The following is a 19,012-nucleotide window of genomic DNA, read 5'->3' on the forward strand; positions in this document are numbered from 1 at the left end:
CATATGTGGTAGTGCGCGGCCCCTTGGTCAAGCACCCGTTGTGTCACGCTTGGGTGAGTCGAACAAGGGCGGCATCCATCGCCACGGCCGGCACGGCGACCAGCCGCGGCGCCTCGGTGAACAGCAGTGCGGCGGAAACCGTCTTGCCGGGATAGAGCGGCTGAAGCAGCGCGCGGTAGAGCGCAAGCTGCACGACATAGGCGTTCGGCACCTCCTGGAACGAGGCGGGCGGGGGCCGGTTGGTCTTGTAGTCGACGATCAGGACCTCGCTGTCGGTAACCGCCAGGCGGTCGATCTTGCCCGACACCGAACGCGGCTTTCCCCTGACATCAAGGCTGCCCATCACCGACACTTCGGCGCGCGAGGCCGGCGAAAACAGGGGCGAAAACCGTGGGTCGTCAAGGACCGAAAGGACGGACGCCAGGGCCGCGGCGCGCTCCGCTTCCGGCCAGTCGCGGCCGGTACGGGCGAGGTAGCGCTCGGCGGCGGACTGGCGTGCTTCCGGGTCAAGGCGCGGCAGCATCTGCAGCAGCCTATGAAGGGCCGAGCCGCGGGCGATGGCGAAGCCCGGTTCGCCTTCGGCATCGAGCACCGGCGAGCGCCCCGAGATGACGGCTTCCTGTGTTTCCTCGATCAGCGCCGAAGCGCCCGACGGCGACAGCGGCCGCGGCAGGTCGTCGAAGGGTGGCGGGGTGGCATAGAGGCCGTCGGGCAAGGGTTCGATGCGCGGACTGTCGCCGGCCGTCGGTTCCGGTGCCGACAGGGGCGCTGCGGGCAATGGCGTGACGCGGAAACGATGGACGATCCTGTCTGATATGACGGGATGGCTGCGCTCCTCGCTCTCCGAAGCCACCGAGAGCGCGCGGCTGACGATCGAATGCCAGGTGTTGAGGCCGGGCTGGCGCTTGCCGTGATAGCCGCAGACGACCAGCCGGTCCTCGGCACGCGTCATGCCGACATAGAGCAGGCGCCGGTACTCGTCGTCGGCGAGATCGCGGGCCAGCGCGCTGGCACCCTTGGAGAAGGCGTTGGCGACTTCGGCTCCGGCACGCCAGAGATATCCCTTGCCCTGCCAGTGCCGGCCTTGCGCGACGAACGGCATCAGGCGCGGCAGATGCTGGTCGCTGAACGGGGCCGAGCCGCTGTCGACGAGAAAGACGACCGGTGCCTCCAGGCCCTTGGCGGCGTGGACGGTCATGATGCGGACCTCGTCACGCGTCTGGTCCATCTCGCGCTTGATCTCGGGGCCAGCACTTTCGAGCGTCGACAGGAAGGATTCGAGGCCAGGCAGGCCGGTGCGCTCCTCGGCGAGGCAGAAGTTGAGAAACTCGTCGAGGATGTCGCCGGCCTCCTGGCCGAGGCGCGAGATCATTCTCCGGCGCACACCGTCGCGGTTGGGGCCACCCGAGAGAACGCCGGCATAGAACTCGAAGATCGGGCGGAATGCAGCTTCCGTCGCCCAGGCCTCGAGCGTTGCGGCAACCTCGGCAAATGCCGCATCGGTCTGATCGCGCAGCGAAGCGATCAACGACCGTCCGCTGCCGCGATTGGCCGAAAGCACAAACAGCGCATCTTCCGACAGGCCGAAGATCGGGCTGCGCAGGACGGCGGCCAGCGACAGGTCATCCTCCGGCTGGATCAGGAAGCGGCCGAGCGCGATCAGGTCTTTGACCGCGATGTGGCCGGGCAGGCTCAACCGGTCGGCACCGGCAACGGGAATGTCGCGGCGCTTCAGCGCCCGCGACAGGGCGTGGACGAAGCGGTCGCGCTTGCGCACCAGCACCATGACGTCGCCGGCGCGCAGGCGTTTTCCCGTGCCTTCGATGACCTCGCGCTCGTCGAGCCATTTGCGGATGGTGGCCGCTACCTGCTCGGCGACGACAACGGCGGGCGCATGGGCGTGGTCGATGGGCTTGCGCCAGTCGTCGGGCTCGTCGACCGCATCAGCACCGACGGAGGGCCAGACCTCGACATAGCCTGCCGCACCGGTACGGATCGCCTTGTGGCTCGGCGGCTCGGGCGCGCGGGTAACGCCACGGCGGACGCTGCTGTCTTCGAACACGCGATCGACGGCCGACAGCACGTCGTCGGTCGAGCGGAACGACCAGGTCAGCGTGACGTCTTCGAAACGCGCATTGGCATCACGGATACGGCCGGCGAATTCATGCTTGGAATTGTCGAAGGATTCAGGTGCCGCGCCCTGGAACGAATAGATCGACTGCTTTTCGTCGCCGACGGCAAAGACCGTGCGGTGGACATTGTCGCGGGCGCTGAAGCCGGAGAAAAACTCTTCTGCCAGCCGCTTCACCACTTCCCACTGGTCGGGGCTGGTGTCCTGTGCTTCGTCGAGCAGGATGTGGTCGATGCCTTTGTCGAGCTTGTACTGCACCCAGGGGCCCGCGTCGGGACGCGCCAGCAGGTTGACGGTGCGGGTGATGAGATCGTTGAAGTCGAGAAAGCCGCGCCCGGTCTTCAGCCGTTCGTAGCGGGCGATCAGCCAGTCGGCGATGGTCAGCGCCGCTTGCGTCGCCTCCAGCATGCGGAAATGAGCGAGCCGGTCGGCCGCCTCGGTGATGGCAGTTGCTGTCGCCGCATAGCGCTCGGGAAGATCGCGCAGCCGGTCGAGCAGCGCCTTCTTGAAGGCGCTCGACGGGTTGTAGGGATCACCGTCGGCCTTGAGGAAGGCACCGCGCAGAAGCGAAAGCCGGCGGATCGGGTCGGCTTCGGCATAGGCGAGACGAGCGTAGGGCAGGATGTTGTTGAGCACGCTGCGCGCGTCGGTCGCCTCGGCGGCCGCAGCGAAGTCGTTGAAGAAGACGGGTTCAAAACCGGGCAGCGGCCAGATCGAAGCAGCGATGGCTTCGGCGCTGTCACCGGGCGAGAAACCGAACTCTTGGTAGAGCGCTTCGAAGTTGAGATCTTGAACCTGAGCGATGAAGGCGCGCAGTCCGTCTCGCTTGCGCACGATCTCGGCGAGCAGCGCATCGAGCCCGGCCTCGCCGCCACGCTCCAGCACCTTGGCGAAAGCTTCGGCGAGTTCGGGATTGTGCTCGCCGGCACCGGTGACCATGTCGCGGCGCGCGGTGGCGAACAAAGTCGCCTCCATCTGCGAGTCGAGCATTTCGAAATGGGCGGCGATGTTGGCCTCAAGCGGGAACTGGTGCAGCACCGACTCGCAGAAGGCGTGGATGGTCTGAATCTTCAGCCCGCCCGGCGTTTCCAGTGCCTCGGCAAACAGCCGCCTGGCTCGACGCAGCTTGGCCGCATCGGGCCGCGCGCCATCGAGGGCCGATATGCGCCCGGCAAGCTCGGCATCGGGCAGCATTGTCCATTCGGACAGGTTGGAGAAGACGCGGTTCGACATGTTGGCGGCGGCCGCGCGCGTGTACGTTAGACAGAGTATTTTCGAGGGATCGGTGCCGCGCAGCAGAAGCCGCATCACGCGCTGCGACAGCACATGGGTCTTGCCCGAGCCGGCATTGGCCGACACCCAGACCGAATTGGCCGGATCGGACGCGCGCGTCTGGCGCTCGGCGGTTTCGGTAGGGACGAAGAATGCCTTTTTCATTCCTCGCCCTCCGCACCGCCATCGCCGCCGGCCGACCATTCGAGCACGCGGGCGAGATGGTCGTAGTCGCCGTCGGTCTCGCCTTCGCGGAAGGGCAGGGCACGCGAGAGATAGCCCGTCGTCGGATCGTTGTAGTGCAGCAGCAGTTGTTCCAGCCGGGTCCAGGCTTCTTCCGACAGTTCGATGGCCGATTTGGGCTTGCGGTTGTGCTCGAGGATCGATTCCTCGAACACTTCGCCATTCGGCTTCAACCTGATGAAGGCGAGTTGCGAGGGCTCTCGCTTGCCAAGCTCGCGGAAGGCGCCGCGCCGCAAAAGCGCGCCTTCGAGCGCCAGCTGCGGCGAGATCAGCGTATGCGCTTGCGCCTTGGACGGCGACGATCCGGTCTTGTAGTCGAGGATATCGGCCATGCCGCCGGCGAGCAGGTCGACGCGGTCGGCGCGGCCGGACAGCGTTACGCCGCTGAGCCCGACCTCGACGGCCGAAGCACCTTCCTCGGCGTGGCGGGATGCCACCGCATCGGCGCGGCTGCGCTCCCAATCCAGGATGTTGACCGCCAGGCGCTCGAAACGCGGCCACCAGACGGCCTCGACATCGGCGGGCAGGGCTGCTTCGGCAAAGCAGTGGCGGCCGGCTGCGATCAGCGCATCGAACGCATTGGGCGCGCGCGGATCGACGATAGCAGACGAAAACAGGTGCAGGATGTCGTGGAACAGCGTACCGCGCTCGGCGGCGCCGGGATCGCGCACCAGCGGGTCGATCGCCGACAGGCCAAGGATACGCCTGGCATAGACGGCATAAGGGTCGCGGCGCAGTGTCTCGATCTCGGTGATGCTGAAGCGGCGCGGCCTGACCTCCACCGGCGGCCTCGGCTCGGGACGGGAGGCGAAATCGGTCTTTGCACCGGCATCGAGCGCGCGCGCCCAGTGGAGAAGGCTTTCGCCGCGTTTTCGCAACACCGCTGCATGGTCGGGGCCGACATAGGTGAGCAGGCGTTGCAGCCAGCGCGATGGCACGGCGGGCGCGTCGCCCGAGCGGGCGGAGCGCGACAAGACGACATTCTTCGCGCCCATCGCCATCTGGAAATCATGGGCGGCAAGGCCGATGCGGCGTTCCGGCGGTTCGAGATCGATGCCGGTCTTCATGACGCGCGACATGAAGCGGTCGGCCTCGGCCTTGCGCGGCCAGCTGCCTTCGTTGAGAGCGCCGATGACCAACGTATCGACCGTTTGCAGGCGGGCTTCGAGCGCACCCCAGATGGCAATGGCACGGTCGGCACCTTGCGCCGGCTTGACCGCCTCGGGCGCCACCAGCGCATCCATGACATCGGGCCACTCGGCAGCGGCGAAGCTGAACGACGCCTGCGCCGCGACGAGCGAACGCAGCGATTCGGCGAGCTTGGCGCCGGCATCGCCGGCATAGAGCGTGCCGAGACCGCCATGCTCGTCGCGCGCGATATTTTCCAGCGCCGCGACGGTCGCCCTGATGACCGCAGCCAGTTCGACCTGCGCGTCGCCACGGAAGGCAACCAGCGGCGCCAGGCCAGTGACGAGCTTGTTGGCGATGTCGCGGGCTTCCTCGATGCGGCGCGCGCTGATGCGGTCGAACCAGAACGGTTTGCGCGATGCGCCACCCATGCTGGTCAATCGGGCCTCGAAATCCTCGGCGAGCCCGGCGACATCAGGCCGGCCGACGCCGCCGCGCAGAACGACGAGTTCGAGGGTTTCGGCTGCGCGCCGGACCGCCGAACGCTCGCGGCCAAGGCGCAGCAGCGGATGCTTGAGCAGCGACAGCACCGCCACCGGATCGCCCGGGCGGTAGGCGGCTGCGAGCATGGTACGCAAAAGTGCGGCTGGCGGGGTATTGGCCAACGGCACGCCACCGGAATCGTCGGCCTGGATGCCGAAGCGGCGAAGCTCGGCGGCGACGCGGCGGGCAAGGCTGCGGTCGCTGGTGACAAGTGCCGCGCGATGGCCAGGCTGCGCCACCGCCTGGCGAAGCGCAATCGCGATCGCCGCCGCCTCGTCACGCTCATGCGCGGCTTCGAGCAGCGTGACGCCGGCGAAGGCATCCGCAATCTCGGCATCGTCGACGGCGCCGCGTTTTTCAGCCCAGGCGTCAGTGGTTTCCGCGGGCCGCAGCGCTTCGCCGACGATGGCCGCGCGCCTGACCATGGCGCGGGTCGGTGCGCCCAGTTCGTCGACGTCGTCGCGCAGGATGCCGATCTTGCCGATCAGCTTGGCGAGACCGTATTGTGGGTGGCCGAGCACTGAGGCCCTGGCGCCGATCTCACTGATCGTCTCGTAGGCGCGCTGGTCAAGCGTAGCATCCAGCCCCGGAAGCACAACCGCGCCGCGCGGCAGGCGCGATATGGCTGCGAGCAGTTCGGCGGTGGCCGGGATGGAGCCGGTAGAGCCCGCCGCTATGACCGGCCCGTGGGGTGGATTGCGCTTCAGCCGCTCTGCTTCGAGGCGGATCAGCGCGCTGCGGTGCGCGGCAGGATTGGACTGGCCGCGCTCCTTCAGCATTTCCGGCCAGGCGCCGGTGACGATGGAAAGGAAGTCGAGCGTCACCTGCCACCAGCCCGACAGCTCGCCCGTCACCAGGCCGGCAAGCCGTGACCAGTCGGAGCCTTCGGTCTCGATCTCGTCTATCAGTCCTGCCAAATCGCGCGCCAGCCAGATGGCGTCGGCGGACGATGCCGGCACGACGATCTCCTCCTCGAACAAGGCAGCGACATGGGCGGGAAGGCGACGCTTCCAGGCACGCACCAGGGGCGCAAGCAAGAGCAGGCGGTCAGTGGCCGAAACCGGCGGCGCGAGGTCGAGCGCACCGGCACCTTCGGCCTCGAACGCTGCCTCGTCCTCGTCGAATTCGCCGAGCGGCTTGATGACAGGCAAGATCGCCGAGCTGCCACCGCCGGCGTCGACGAAGACGCCACGCAAGGCGCGCGCGGCACGTCTCGTCGGCACGTAGATGGTGACGTCGGCCAGCGCCAGCGGATCGCCGTCGAAGCGGAAGTCGGGTATCAAGCTGCCGTCGAGCAGCGATGCCGCCAATGTCGGCAGGAAGGGGGTGCCGGGCGGTATGGAAAAGACGCGTGGCGACGCGCGGCCGCTCATAACGCCTCCGCCAATGCCCTTTTCACCGCTGCCTCGGCGGGTGCAATGGCATCGGGCGTGCCGACGGTGACCCAGCTGCCCGACATGCGCATGCCATGGAGCCGCCCGGATGCGATGGCCTCGTCGAAGTAGCGGTTGAGCGAGTGCGGCGCCTCGGCGGCAGCGGCAAACAGGCGCGGGTGGACGATCGCCGCGCCGGCATAGATCAGGCCTTCGGGCGCGCCCTTGGCACGGCGCAACGTACCGTCGGACGCGACGAGGAAGTCGGTGCTACCGGAATGTCCGGTCGCCTGTTTCAGGTCCGCCAGCATCAGGAGAATATCCATGCGGCCGGCATCCCAGGCAAGGGCGAGGCGGGTCAGGTTCGGTTCACCTTCGTCGATCCAGAAGGTATCGGCGTTGACGATATAGAACGGTGCTGCGCCAAGCTTAGGCAGCGCCCGGACGATGCCGCCGGCGGAATCGAGCAGCCCGTCGCGCTCGTCGGAGATTTCGATGCGTGGCGCGTGGCGGGAAGCGACGTGCTCGACGATCTGGTCGGGCAGGTAGTGGACGTTGACGACGGCCCGTTCGACGCCCGCTTCGGCAAGGCTGTCCAACCCCCAGTCGAGCAGGGTCTTGCCTGATATCCGCACCAGCGGTTTGGGCATCGTATCGGTGATCGGCCGCATTCGCTTGCCAAGGCCGGCGGCGAGAACCATGGCGACGGAGGGGTTTTTGGCAGGCCCACTCACGCGTCAGAACTCCTCGATCAGGCGGTTGTCGCGGTAGAAGTCGCGCAGTTCTGCAAGTGCCGGGTGAGAAAGAGAGCGGTGCAGGTAGTCCCTGATGCGCGGCAGGTGCCTGAGATATTGCGGCTTGCCGTCGCGCCGGTCGAGGCGGACGAAGATGCCGAGGATCTTCGAATTGCGCTGCGCCGCCATGATGGCATAGGCCTCGCGGAAGGCGGCCTCGTCGAAGCCGCCCGCAGCACGACGAGCCGCGACATAGGCATCGACGGTGCTGCGCTCGATGTCGGGCGACACGGTGACCCGCGCATCCATGGCGAGCGAGGCAACGTCGTAGGCCACCGGGCCGATCAGCGCGTCCTGGAAATCGACGATGCCGAGGCGGTCATGGCCGAGACGATCGGAGCGCCAGATGATGTTGGGCGAATGATAGTCGCGCAGCACGAGGCCATATTGCTTGTCGGCGAGGCGGTCGAAGGCGGCATTCCAGGCGGCATGGTAGCCGTCGCGCAGCGCATCCGATGCCGGCGCGCCGGTGACCGCCGGCACGTACCAGGCAAGCAGGAGATCGACCTCGATCATCAGCGCGTCGCGGTCGAAGGGAGGCACCTGATGGACGACGCCGGGTGCGACCTCGAGCCGGTTGTTCCAGTGTTTCCCGTGAATCATTGCCAGCAGTTCCGCCGCGGCGGCGTAGCGCGCAGCGACCGGCTTGCCGTCCGGATCGAGGAAGGCGCCTTCGCCGAGATGCTCGAGCAGCAGAAAGCCCTGATCGAGGTCCTGGGCGACGATGCCGGGCACGGTGACGCCGCCCGAAGCCAGCGCCTTGTCGATGGCGGCGAAGGCGGCGACGGTCTGGGCGGTGTGGGCGATCTCAGCATAAGGCTTGCCGTCGCGGACAGGCGGGCCGAGCACCATGCGCGGCGAGTTCATCAGCACCAGCGGCGCATGGCCTTCCAGTGTCACCGTCTCATAGGCGCGGGCCGAGGCGTCGCCGATGAAACGCGCGCGATGAGCCTCGCCCCAACCTGAAGCCGTGAGGAAATCGCGCATGGCCAGCGAGCGAGCAATGCGGCCGAACGCCGGACCATCGCCTGTAATGGTCACGCGGCGGCCGTCGCCTTCATGCTGAAACGCGATCCGCAGGCTGGTATCAGGCATCGCTTCGGCGGCCCGTTCGGGCCATTCGACCAGCGCCACACCGGAGCTTACCGCCTCGTCGAAACCGAGCTCTTCCAGCTCATCTGATGAAGACAGGCGGTAGAGGTCGAAATGATGAACGGCAACAGGCGTATCGTAGCTCTGGACCAGCGTGAAGGTCGGGCTCGGCACCTCATGCGCCGGATCGCCGGCCAGGGTGCGGATCAGGCCGCGCGCCAGTGTCGACTTGCCGGCGCCGAGGTCGCCATCGAGCAGGAACACGTCGCCCGGCAGCACCGCCATGGCGAGGTCCTCGCCCAGCTGCGTGGTCGCGGCCTCGTCGGGCAGGAATCGTTCCAGCGATCTGGCCGTGACCAAGGGCCTACTCCGCCGCGACCCGGACGCCAGCGGGCACGTCTGGGAACAGGCAGATCACCGTGGTGCCAAGATCCTTGCCGCTGTCGATGCGGACCGTGCCGCCATGCAGTTCGACGAAGCTCTTGACGATCGACAGGCCAAGGCCCGCACCGCGCTTGCGGCCACCGTTGACGCGGGATTCGAAGCGCTGGAACATGGTGTCGAGCACTTCGGGCGGCACGCCCGGGCCATCGTCATGGACGGAGAATTCAATGCCTTCGGCACGCTGGCGGCAAGCGAGCGTGATGGTGCTCGCCGCTGGTGCGTAGTTCACCGCGTTGCTGAGCAGATTGTAGAGAATCTGGCGCACGCGGGTCTCGTCGCCATTGAAGCTCTTGGGCGCGCCCTTGACCTCGATGGCGAGCTTGATCGAGTGCTCCTCCAGCCGGTCGGCGACTAGTTCGGCGGCGGCCTCGATGGCGCGATCGACATGAACTTCCGAAATATCGAGCTGCATGATGCCGGCGTCGACGGTGGCCAGGTCGAGGATATCGTTGACGATGGTCAGCAGCACGCCCGACGACGAGCCGATATGCTCGACATATTCGCGCTGGCGCGGTGACAGCGGCCCCGTGCCGGGCAGCGACAACAGCTCGGTGAAGCCGATGATGTTGGTCAGCGGCGAGCGCAGCTCGTAGGACACGTGCTGGACGAACTCGTTCTTGATCTGGTCGGCGCGTTGCAGCGCCTCGTTCTTGTCCTTCAGCGCGCGCTCGACATTGACGCTGTCGGTGACGTCGACGAAGGTCAGCATCACCTGGCCATTGGGCAGGTGGATGACCGCATGTTGCAGCACCGAGCCGTTCTTGAGCTCGGTCTGGCCATGACGGTCGCTGCGTTCGTCGAAGCCGGTGACGGCGGAAACGAAATCGCCCCACGGGCTTTTCTCGGCCCGCGTGTCGCATTCTGCCCGGATGGCCGAGATATGCGTGCTCTGCCGTAGCGCATCCGGCGAGACGCCCCAGAGCTGGCCGAAGGCTGGATTGAACAGGCGGATACGGCCGTCGGGGCCAAAGACGACGACGCCTTCGGCCAAGTTGTCGAGGGTTTCGCTCTGGACACGCACCGCGGTGGTGTAGCGGCTTTCGAGATCGATCCTCTCGGTCAGGTTCTCGAATACCCAGGTGACGCCGCCCTTGGGCTGCGGATTGGCAACGACGCGGATGGTGCGGCCATCGGGCAGGTGCCAGAGATGCTCCTGCGGGTCGACGGCGCGATAGGCCGACAACAGGTTCTCCTTCCAGCGGCGCCATTCCTGCTGTTCCGGCAGCTTGCGTTCGCTGCGCAGGCGGTCGAGCAGCAGCGCATTGTCGGGCGCGCTTGAGATGTAGCCGGCGTCGAGGTCCCAGAGCTTCTGGAAGGCGTTGTTGTAGAAACGCAGCTTCTGGCCGGCGTCGAAGGTGGCAACCGCGGTGGCGACCTGGTCGAGCGTATCGGCGTGGCTGCGCACGACCAGGCTGTATTCTTCACGGATGGCCTCGGCGGCACTCATGTCGGCGGCAATGCCAGCCGAGCCTTCCTTGCCGACCACGTCGGTGACGGCAAACATCTTGCGGTCACCGTCGATGACGGTCGAAAGCGTCTGCTGGAACAGCGGCCGCGTCTGGTGTTGCTGGACGATAGCCTCGCGCGACTGGGTGCCGAGGAACTCCTTGCCGTCGCGGATTGCGGCGGACGAATCCACTGCTTCGACGGCCTTGGCGAAGGCCTTGTTGACCCATTTCAGGCGGCCGTCGGCATCGCGCATCCAGAACGGCATGTCGATGGCGTCCATCAGGCCGATCAGCGTCTCGTATTCGGCACTCAGGCGCTGGTTTTCGAGCTTCAGCCGCGCCTGGCCGCGCTGCGCCTCGGAAATCGAGACAAAGCGGACGATGACATGGGCGCCGCTCTTGCGGCCATGGACCTCGAGCGCGGCATTGGCATGGGTCTCGGCGATCAGTTCGAAAGCGGTGCCCCTGTCGCGCAAGGCGGCGATGGCGTTTTCGAGTGCTGCAGCCGAACGCGGCATCAGCCAGCGGCCGAAGCCGAGGAAGGCGGCACGGTCATCCGGCGCACCGGTCTCGATCGGCAGCGAACCGACGAGCTCGGGCTTCTTGTTTTCGTTGGCCCAGACGATGACGCGCTGGTCACGCAGGTTGAGCAGGGCCTCCGAGCGCTGCAGCGACGCATTGAGATCGGCGACACGCCCGCGCAGCTCGGCATTTTCGGCGCTGATGCGACCCTTTTCGCGGATCAGCGCTATGGCGGAAATCAGGGCAGCACCCATCACGCCGACGAACATGGCAAGCTGGATGACTTCCGCCGTGCTCACCGGCAGGCCGGCAACTGATGCCTGCTGGGCATGGGCGAAACCGAAAGGCGTGCAAAGAGCGCTGGCACCAAGCAGGACGACAGCTGCGCGGCCGCCGAGCCGACGCATGGTCTGCCACCTGCCGCTGGAACGGGCCATCTGCGAATCCTGGTGGCCGCCGGAAACGGCCTGTCCCGCTGGAAGCGGGTATTCCCCCGGCATGTCTTGTTCCTCTCCGCCGCCTGAATGCGAGACCGCCCTGAAGCGCCCCCATAATCCCGCCGAGGACGGGCGCGTGACGAATCACGTCACAATACCCGGTAGGCGAATCGCCGTGAAGAAGGCGTTTGCGCAAAAAGAGAAGCCGGGCGAAAGTCAATCGCCCGGCTTCAATATGTGGTATGTTTATTCGCTATGGTTAATAGCGGTAGTGTTCCGGCTTGAACGGACCCTTCGGCGTGACGCCGATATAGGTCGCCTGCTCATCGCTCAGCGTGGTCAGCTTGGCGCCAAGCTTGTCGAGATGCAGGCGCGCGACCTTCTCGTCGAGGTGCTTGGGCAGCACATAGACCTCGTTCTTGTAGTGGCCGGGCTTGGTCCAGAGTTCGATCTGGGCCAGCGTCTGGTTGGTGAACGACGCCGACATCACGAAGCTCGGATGGCCCGTAGCGTTGCCGAGGTTGAGCAGACGGCCTTCCGACAGCAGGATCATGCGCTTGCCGTCGGGGAAGGAGATCATGTCGACCTGCGGCTTGACGTTGGTCCACTTCAGATTGCGCAGAGCAGCAACCTGGATTTCGTTGTCGAAGTGGCCGATGTTGCCGACGATGACCATGTCCTTCATCAGGCGCATATGGTCGAGGGTGATGACGTCCTTGTTGCCGGTCGTGGTGATGACGATGTCGGCGGACGGAGCAGCGTCTTCGAGCGTCACGACTTCAAAGCCGTCCATCGCTGCCTGCAGCGCGCAGATCGGGTCGACTTCGGTGACCTTAACGCGGGCGCCGGCACCCTGCAGCGAGGCTGCCGAGCCCTTGCCGACGTCGCCATAACCGCAGACGACGGCAACCTTACCGGCCATCATGACGTCGGTGCCGCGGCGAATGCCGTCGACCAGCGATTCCTTGCAGCCATACTTGTTGTCGAACTTCGACTTGGTGACCGAGTCGTTGACGTTGATCGCCGGGAAGGGCAGCAGGCCCTTCTTCTGCAACTGGTAGAGACGGTTGACGCCGGTCGTGGTCTCTTCGGTGACGCCACGGATGGCGGCCTTGTGCTTGGCGAAGAAGCCCGGCGTTTCGGCCATGCGCTTCTTGATCTGGGCAAACAGGATCTCTTCTTCCTCGCTGCCCGGGTTGGACAGCACGTTCTCGCCGGCTTCGGCGCGGGCGCCGATCAGGATGTACATGGTGGCGTCGCCGCCATCATCGAGGATCATGTTGGTGGCGCCACCGTCGGTCCACTGGAAGATCTGGTCGGTGTACTGCCAGTATTCCTCGAGCGTCTCGCCCTTGACGGCGAAGACCGGGATGCCCGTTTCGGCGATTGCCGCGGCAGCGTGGTCCTGGGTCGAGAAGATGTTGCACGAGGCCCAACGGATGTCGGCGCCGAGTTCCTTCAGCGTCTCGATCAGCACGGCCGTCTGGATCGTCATATGCAGCGAGCCGGAAATGCGCGCGCCCTTGAGCGGCTTTGCTTCGCCGAATTCCTCGCGGCAGGCCATCAGGCCCGGCATTTCGGTTTCGGCGATCTCGATTTCCTTGCGACCCCAGCCGGCGAGCGAAATGTCGGCGACCAGATAATCCTTGCTACCCGTCATGGCTTGCTCCGATTCCTGTTTTACTGCGCGCCGAGCGGGAGGCTTGAAAGGGCGCGCGAAAGATCGGCCTGACTACCAGATCGGGCCGTCATCGACAATGGGACATAAAGAAATCTTTATTCGTGCATGTCGCTGGATTGATGCCCGGCGATCAGCACTCCTCGCCGAAGCGGGCGGCGACGAGGGTCGCAAGCGCTTCCATCGCCTGGTCGGCTTCGGGACCGCTGGCGGTCACCCGGATCGTGCAGCCGGGGCTGGCGGCCAGCATCATCAGGCCCATGATCGAGGTGCCGCCGACCGAAATGCCGTCCTTCTCGACGCTGATCGAGGCCTGGAATTCGCCGGCGATCTGGACGAACTTCGCCGAAGCGCGCGCGTGCAGGCCGCGCTGGTTGACGATGGCGAGGTCCCTGACGAGGTGGCCCTTCTCGGGCGAGTAGGGCATGCCGCTCATTTGCCGCTCAACACCTGACTTGCAACGTTGATGTATTTGCGGCCTGCCGCCTGCGCCTCGTCGAGGGCGCCGGGCATATTGTCGGCCTTGCGCACGCTGGTCAGCTTGATCAGCATCGGCAGGTTCATGCCGGCGATGACTTCGACGCGGCCGGCTTCCATCACCGAGATGGCGAGGTTCGACGGCGTGCCGCCAAACATATCTGTCAAGACGACGACGCCGGTGCCGGTGTCGGCGCGGGCGACCGCATCGATGATGTCGCTGCGGCGCTGGGCCATATCGTCATCGGCGCCGATGGAGACGGTCTCGAAATTTTCCTGCGGTCCGACGACGTGTTCCACGGCATGGCGGAACTCCTCAGCCAGTTGACCGTGCGTCACAAGCACGAGTCCGATCATTCTGTCATGGCTCCCGTCATGGCCCTTTCACAGCCGCGCAGTATTTTTGCCGCCTCCTTGGGGGCGGGAGCGCTATCTTGTCGACGGCGAGGGCGTTTACAAGCCCCAATTTACGGCACGACATGCCATTTTGACGCAATGCAGCAAAAATGTTGGGCAGGCTCAGGCCAAAAACCAGGCGCCGAGCGCCGCGAGTACGGCGGGTATGGTCGAGGTGATTTCGCGCTCGGCGAGCATAGCCATAGGCACTCTGCAACCCAGAAGAAGCTCACTTGCAGGCTCGGGAAAACGCTCGACCTCATTGACTGGTACAAGCCTGACAAGCAGGTCGATCGCTGCGGCTGCCTCATATTCGGCAGGAACGGGACCGAGACCCCTGACTTCGACGAGGCCGGCGATTGTTGCAGGCGCATGGCAGACTAGCCGCCCCTGATGGGCCAAAAGGAACACCTGGTCGTCCGACACGAGCCTGGCAAAGCGGCCGGCCGCGCGGAACCTTTCAACCAGCGCCATGGCCAGCGCGGTCTTGCCGGAGCCAGACGGACCGGCCACCAGCACACCGCGCTCGCCGAGCACGATCGCCGTGGCATGCATGTTGATCGGCTGCACGGATCAGCTTTCGGCCGGGAAGGCGACGATGAAACGCGCGCCCTTGAGTTCGCCCGGCTTGGTGCCGGTGATGTTTTCGGCCGTCAGCGTGCCGCCATGGGCTTCGACGATCTGGCGGCTGATCGACAGGCCAAGGCCCGAATTCTGGCCGAAGGCTTCACCGGCAGGCCTGTCGGTATAAAAACGTTCGAAGATGCGGTCGATGTTTTCGGCGCGGATGCCGGGACCGTTGTCCTCGACCGTTATGACGTTGAACTTGCCGACCCGCGCCAGCGAAATGGCGATGTGGCCATGATCGTCGGGCACGAAGGAGCGGGCGTTTTCGATCAGGTTGGTGATGACCTGGCCGATGCGCAGATCGTGGCCGGCGACATTGTAGTTCTTCACGCCGGCCGGCAGCTTGGCCGGATTGAATTCGATCTCGACCGGCTTCTTGTGACGGCCGGTCTCGCGTGACACCGCAACCAGATCGCCGACGAACTTCTTGAGGTCGACCTTGCTCGCGTCTTCGCGGGCCAGTTCGGCATCCAGACGCGAGGCGTCGGAAATGTCTGTTATCAGCCGGTCGAGGCGGCGCACGTCGTGCTGGATGACCTCCATCAAGCGCGCCCGCGAATTTTCGTTCTTGGCGAGCGGCAAGGTTTCGACGGCACTGCGCAGCGAGGTCAGCGGGTTCTTGAGCTCATGGCTGACGTCGGCGGCAAAGCTCTCGATCGCCTCGATGCGCGCGTAAAGCGCATTGGTCATGTCGCGCACGGCAACCGACAGGTTGCCGATCTCGTCCTGGCGATCGGAGAAATCGGGGATCTCCTCGCGGTTCTTGCCGCCGCGCCGCACGCGATTGGCAGCGGCCGACAGCCGGCGCAGAGGGGTCGCGATGGTCGAGGCCAGCAGCATCGACAAAATGGCGGTGACGAGCGCAGCGACGCCGAAGACGCGCAGGATGGCCTTTTGCTCGGCAGCGACGATCTTGTCGATGTCGCCGCCTTCAGTCGACAGCATCAGCACGCCGAGGACGGCGCGGAAACGCTGGATCGGCACCGCAACCGAAACGATCTGCTCGCCCTGCTCGCTGACACGGACGATGGTCGCCGGCCCGCCGGTCAGTGCCTGCACGACCTCGGGGAACGCGGCACCATTGCCACCGGGCTGCTCCTTGTAGACCGGCAGCGAGGAGTCGACGAAAAAGTCGAAGACGAACTTCTGTGCCCGCTCGATCAGCGTCGGCTCTTCTTCCTCGACCGGAGGCAGGTCGTAGCGCAGAATCTGGTGGCGCGAGTCGAGCAACAGGTTGGCGTCGCGGTCGTAGATGCGGGCGCGCGTCCGGGTCGGCGAGATCAGGCGGCGCAGCAGCGGCGCCACGCGCTCCGGATTGATCGGGAAGTCGAGGCTGTCGAGTTGGTCGGTGCCAGGCCCGAGGCTTTCGCCGGCCTGCAGCTCCAGCAGCTTTTCAGGGTCGATCCTGATGGCATCGGTCTCGACCGTGGCGGACGAGGCGATGGCGCCGGCAATGATGCCGCCCTGCGTCATCAGGCTTTCGACGCGCGCTTCGATCAGCGCGCCGCGAAACGCATTGAGATAGAAGATGCCGGCGACCAGAACTGCAAGGCCGGCGAGATTCAGGAACAGGATGCGGCGGGTCAGGCTCGAAAAGAAGTAGTGGCCGAGCAGGCGGCTCAGGCGGATGCGGGTCCGGTCGAGAAACAGCAGGCGGCCGCGCGGCCGCTTGGAGGCGGCCGCCGGCTTCCTGATCTCTGCGTCCATCGCCATGTGATCTCAGCCCTCGCCGATATCACGCTTCGCGGAATCTGTAGCCGACACCGTAAAGGGTTTCGATCATCTCGAAGTCGTCGTCGACAGCCTTGAACTTCTTGCGCAGGCGCTTGATGTGGCTGTCGATGGTGCGGTCGTCGACATAGACCTGCTCATCATAAGCCGAATCCATCAGAGCGTCGCGGCTCTTGACCACGCCGGGGCGCTGCGCCAGCGAGTGCAGGATCAGGAATTCGGTGACGGTGAGGACGACCGGCTCGCCCTTCCAGGTGCAGGTATGGCGCTCCTGGTCCATCACCAGTTGGCCACGCTCGAGCGACCGGGCCTGCTGCGTCGGCGCCTTGGTGGCAGCTTCGCGGGCACTTGCCCGGCGCAGCACGGCGCGGACGCGCTCGACAAGCAGGCGCTGCGAGAACGGCTTGCGGATGAAATCGTCGGCGCCCATCTTGAGACCGAAGAGCTCGTCGATCTCGTCATCCTTGGAGGTCAGGAAGATCACCGGCAGGTCGGTCTTCTGGCGCAGCCGGCGCAAAAGCTCCATGCCGTCCATGCGCGGCATCTTGATGTCGAGGATGGCGAGGTTCGGCGGACGCGCCGCCAGCCCTTCGAGCGCCGATGCACCATCCGTGTAGGTCTCGACACGGTAGCCCTCGGACTCCAGTGCGATCGAAACCGATGTCAAAATGTTGCGGTCGTCGTCGACAAGCGCGATCGTTGCCATTTCCTGCTGCTCCCTCATGAGCCGGTGTCCCTTCCTGCTTCGAGCAGGGCTTGTGCAGGACAAATTAGGTACAAAATGTGGCATAGCCGCCGATCGCGGGGAGCGCAACCGCCATGCCTTGTGCCTGCCTTATATGGGGCGGCGACGCCAAAGCTCGAACAAAAAACCGCCGATCTTGTATGGGTCGCCGCACCGTTCCCCATCTTTTAAACGATTTAGATAAATTTCAAAATTTTTAAATCGATTAATGATTTGAAATCGCTGACCTTTTCTGTTTCAGCCTGCCTCAGTCCCGTTGGGACGGCGGCGTCCGGCCCGTAGACCGGACACAGCGTCATGGCTACGAGGCTTCACTAGATGACCGAAACCGGTAAGCGAAATCCCGCCTGCGGGATCGAAACGGCAGGGCTCAAAACGTCGGGCACCGTCCGTTACAACTTTGGCGCTGCATTTCTCACCGAAGAAGCGATCCGCCGCGGCGAGGCTCGCCTGACCGCCCATGGCGCACTCGTCGCCGAAACCGGCCAGCACACCGGCCGTTCGCCCAAGGACAAGTTCGTCGTGCGCGACGAAAACACCGAAGCCCATGTCTGGTGGGACAACAACAAGCCGATCAGCCGGGCGCAATTCGATGCGCTGCACGCCGATTTCCTGGCCCAGGCTGCCGACAAGGACCTTTACGTGCAGGACCTGATCGGCGGCGCTGACCGTACGCTGTGCCTGCCGACACGTGTTGTCACCGAATTCGCCTGGCACTCGATGTTCATCCGCAACCTGTTGATCCGTCCGACGGAAGCCGAGCTCGCCGCCTTCGTGCCCGAGATGACGATCATCGACCTGCCTTCGTTCCGCGCCGACCCGGCCCGCCACGGCACCCGCAGCGAAACCGTGATCGCCGTCGACCTGACCCGCATGATCGTGCTGATCGGCGGCACCGCCTATGCCGGCGAGATGAAGAAGTCGGTGTTCACCGCGCTCAACTACCTGCTGCCGACCAAAGGCGTGATGCCGATGCACTGCTCGGCGAATGAAGGCCCCGACGGCGACGCCGCCGTGTTCTTCGGCCTGTCGGGCACCGGCAAGACGACGCTGTCGGCCGACCCCAAGCGCACACTGATCGGCGACGACGAGCACGGCTGGGGCCCGCACGGCATCTTCAACTTCGAAGGCGGCTGCTACGCCAAGACGATCCGCCTGTCGGCCGAGGCCGAGCCGGAGATCTTCGCCACCACCCAACGCTTCGGCACAGTGCTCGAGAATGTCGTGCTGGACGACAACCGCGTGCCGGACTTCGACGACGGCTCGCGCACCGAAAACACCCGCTGCGCCTATCCGCTCGACTTCATCCCCAATGCCAGCGCCACCGGCCAGGCCAGCCATCCCAAGAACATCATCATGCTGACGGCGGATGCGTTCGGCGTGATGCCGCCCATCGCCAAGCTGACGCCCGCCCAGGCGATGTATCACTTCCTGTCGGGCTACACGGCCAAGGTCGCCGGCACCGAGCGTGGCGTGACCGAGCCAGAAGCGACCTTCTCGACCTGCTTCGGCGCGCCCTTCATGCCGCGCCACCCCTCGGAATACGGCAACCTGCTGCGTCAGCTGATCGCCGAGCACAATGTCGACTGCTGGCTGGTCAACACCGGCTGGACCGGCGGCGCCTATGGCACCGGTTCGCGCATGCCGATCAAGGCGACGCGCGCACTGCTGTCGGCAGCGCTCGTCGGCTCACTGAACTCGGTCGAGTTCCGCACCGATGCGAATTTCGGCTTCGCCGTACCGGTCTCGGTGCCCGGCGTCGACGCCAGCATCCTCGACCCGCGCTCGACCTGGGCCGACGCCGCTGCCTATGACCGCCAGGCCAAGAAGCTGGTGTCGATGTTCGTCGAAAATTTCGGCAAGTTCGAAAGCCATGTCGACGCGACCGTGCTGGGTGCTGCCCCGCAGGTGCTCGACGCCGCCGAATAAGG

At 65.4% G+C, this 19,012-nt stretch carries 12 protein-coding genes; 1 reads left to right on the forward strand and 11 read right to left on the reverse strand.

Annotated elements, in window-relative coordinates; genetic code table 11:
- Window positions 1-43 precede the first annotated feature (43 nt).
- The 11 genes from addA to IHE39_RS08405 all read right to left on the reverse strand — a co-directional run bounded on the left by addA (window position 44) and on the right by IHE39_RS08405 (window position 17,042).
- Window positions 44-3,568 carry a double-strand break repair helicase AddA gene (addA, locus tag IHE39_RS08355; RefSeq protein WP_192566162.1) on the reverse strand — a complete coding sequence of 1,175 codons (3,525 nt, stop codon included), beginning with the start codon at window positions 3,566-3,568 and terminating at the stop codon, window positions 44-46.
- The gene (gene addB, locus IHE39_RS08360; RefSeq protein WP_192566163.1) at window positions 3,565-6,690 is read right to left on the reverse strand and encodes a double-strand break repair protein AddB; all 3,126 of its coding nucleotides are present in this window, start codon (window positions 6,688-6,690) and stop codon (window positions 3,565-3,567) included. The genes addA and addB overlap by 4 nt, the downstream gene beginning before the upstream one ends.
- Window positions 6,687-7,391 carry a nucleotidyltransferase family protein gene (locus tag IHE39_RS08365; RefSeq protein ID WP_192566585.1) on the reverse strand — a complete coding sequence of 235 codons (705 nt, stop codon included), beginning with the start codon at window positions 7,389-7,391 and terminating at the stop codon, window positions 6,687-6,689. The genes addB and IHE39_RS08365 overlap by 4 nt, the downstream gene beginning before the upstream one ends.
- Before the next feature lie 36 nt (window positions 7,392-7,427).
- Window positions 7,428-8,936: a tRNA (adenosine(37)-N6)-threonylcarbamoyltransferase complex ATPase subunit type 1 TsaE gene (gene tsaE / locus IHE39_RS08370; protein ID WP_192566164.1), complete on the reverse strand. Its 1,509-nt coding sequence runs from the start codon at window positions 8,934-8,936 to the stop codon at window positions 7,428-7,430.
- A gap of 4 nt (window positions 8,937-8,940) precedes the next feature.
- Entirely contained in the window at window positions 8,941-11,490 is a 2,550-nt protein-coding gene (locus IHE39_RS08375; RefSeq protein ID WP_192566165.1) for a sensor histidine kinase, read from the reverse strand.
- A gap of 196 nt (window positions 11,491-11,686) precedes the next feature.
- Window positions 11,687-13,087, reverse strand: a complete 1,401-nt coding sequence (gene ahcY / locus IHE39_RS08380; RefSeq protein WP_184768423.1) for an adenosylhomocysteinase — start codon at window positions 13,085-13,087, stop codon at window positions 11,687-11,689.
- A 151-nt stretch (window positions 13,088-13,238) separates the two neighbouring features.
- Entirely contained in the window at window positions 13,239-13,541 is a 303-nt protein-coding gene (locus IHE39_RS08385) for an HPr family phosphocarrier protein (protein WP_192566166.1), read from the reverse strand.
- A complete protein-coding gene (locus IHE39_RS08390) occupies window positions 13,538-13,939 on the reverse strand; it encodes a PTS sugar transporter subunit IIA (protein WP_184768421.1) in 402 nt (133 codons plus the stop codon). The genes IHE39_RS08385 and IHE39_RS08390 overlap by 4 nt, the downstream gene beginning before the upstream one ends.
- 162 nt (window positions 13,940-14,101) lie before the next feature.
- Complete coding sequence (locus IHE39_RS08395) at window positions 14,102-14,548, reverse strand: HPr kinase/phosphorylase (RefSeq protein WP_343070071.1); 447 nt, start codon at window positions 14,546-14,548, stop codon at window positions 14,102-14,104.
- Window positions 14,549-14,551: 3 nt separating this feature from the next.
- On the reverse strand, window positions 14,552-16,312 hold the full coding sequence (locus tag IHE39_RS08400) for a sensor histidine kinase (protein ID WP_184768613.1): 1,761 nt from the start codon (window positions 16,310-16,312) through the stop codon (window positions 14,552-14,554).
- Between the two features lie 28 nt (window positions 16,313-16,340).
- Window positions 16,341-17,042: a response regulator transcription factor gene (locus tag IHE39_RS08405; RefSeq protein ID WP_109578295.1), complete on the reverse strand. Its 702-nt coding sequence runs from the start codon at window positions 17,040-17,042 to the stop codon at window positions 16,341-16,343.
- 357 nt (window positions 17,043-17,399) lie between these two features.
- Between IHE39_RS08405 and IHE39_RS08410 the strand changes: the two genes are divergently transcribed.
- Window positions 17,400-19,010: a phosphoenolpyruvate carboxykinase gene (locus tag IHE39_RS08410; protein WP_192566167.1), complete on the forward strand. Its 1,611-nt coding sequence runs from the start codon at window positions 17,400-17,402 to the stop codon at window positions 19,008-19,010.
- Window positions 19,011-19,012: the final 2 nt, after the last annotated feature.

It is taken from the genome of Aminobacter carboxidus (genome assembly GCF_014863355.1).
In the GTDB taxonomy this organism is placed as follows: Bacteria; Pseudomonadota; Alphaproteobacteria; order Rhizobiales; family Rhizobiaceae; genus Aminobacter; species Aminobacter carboxidus.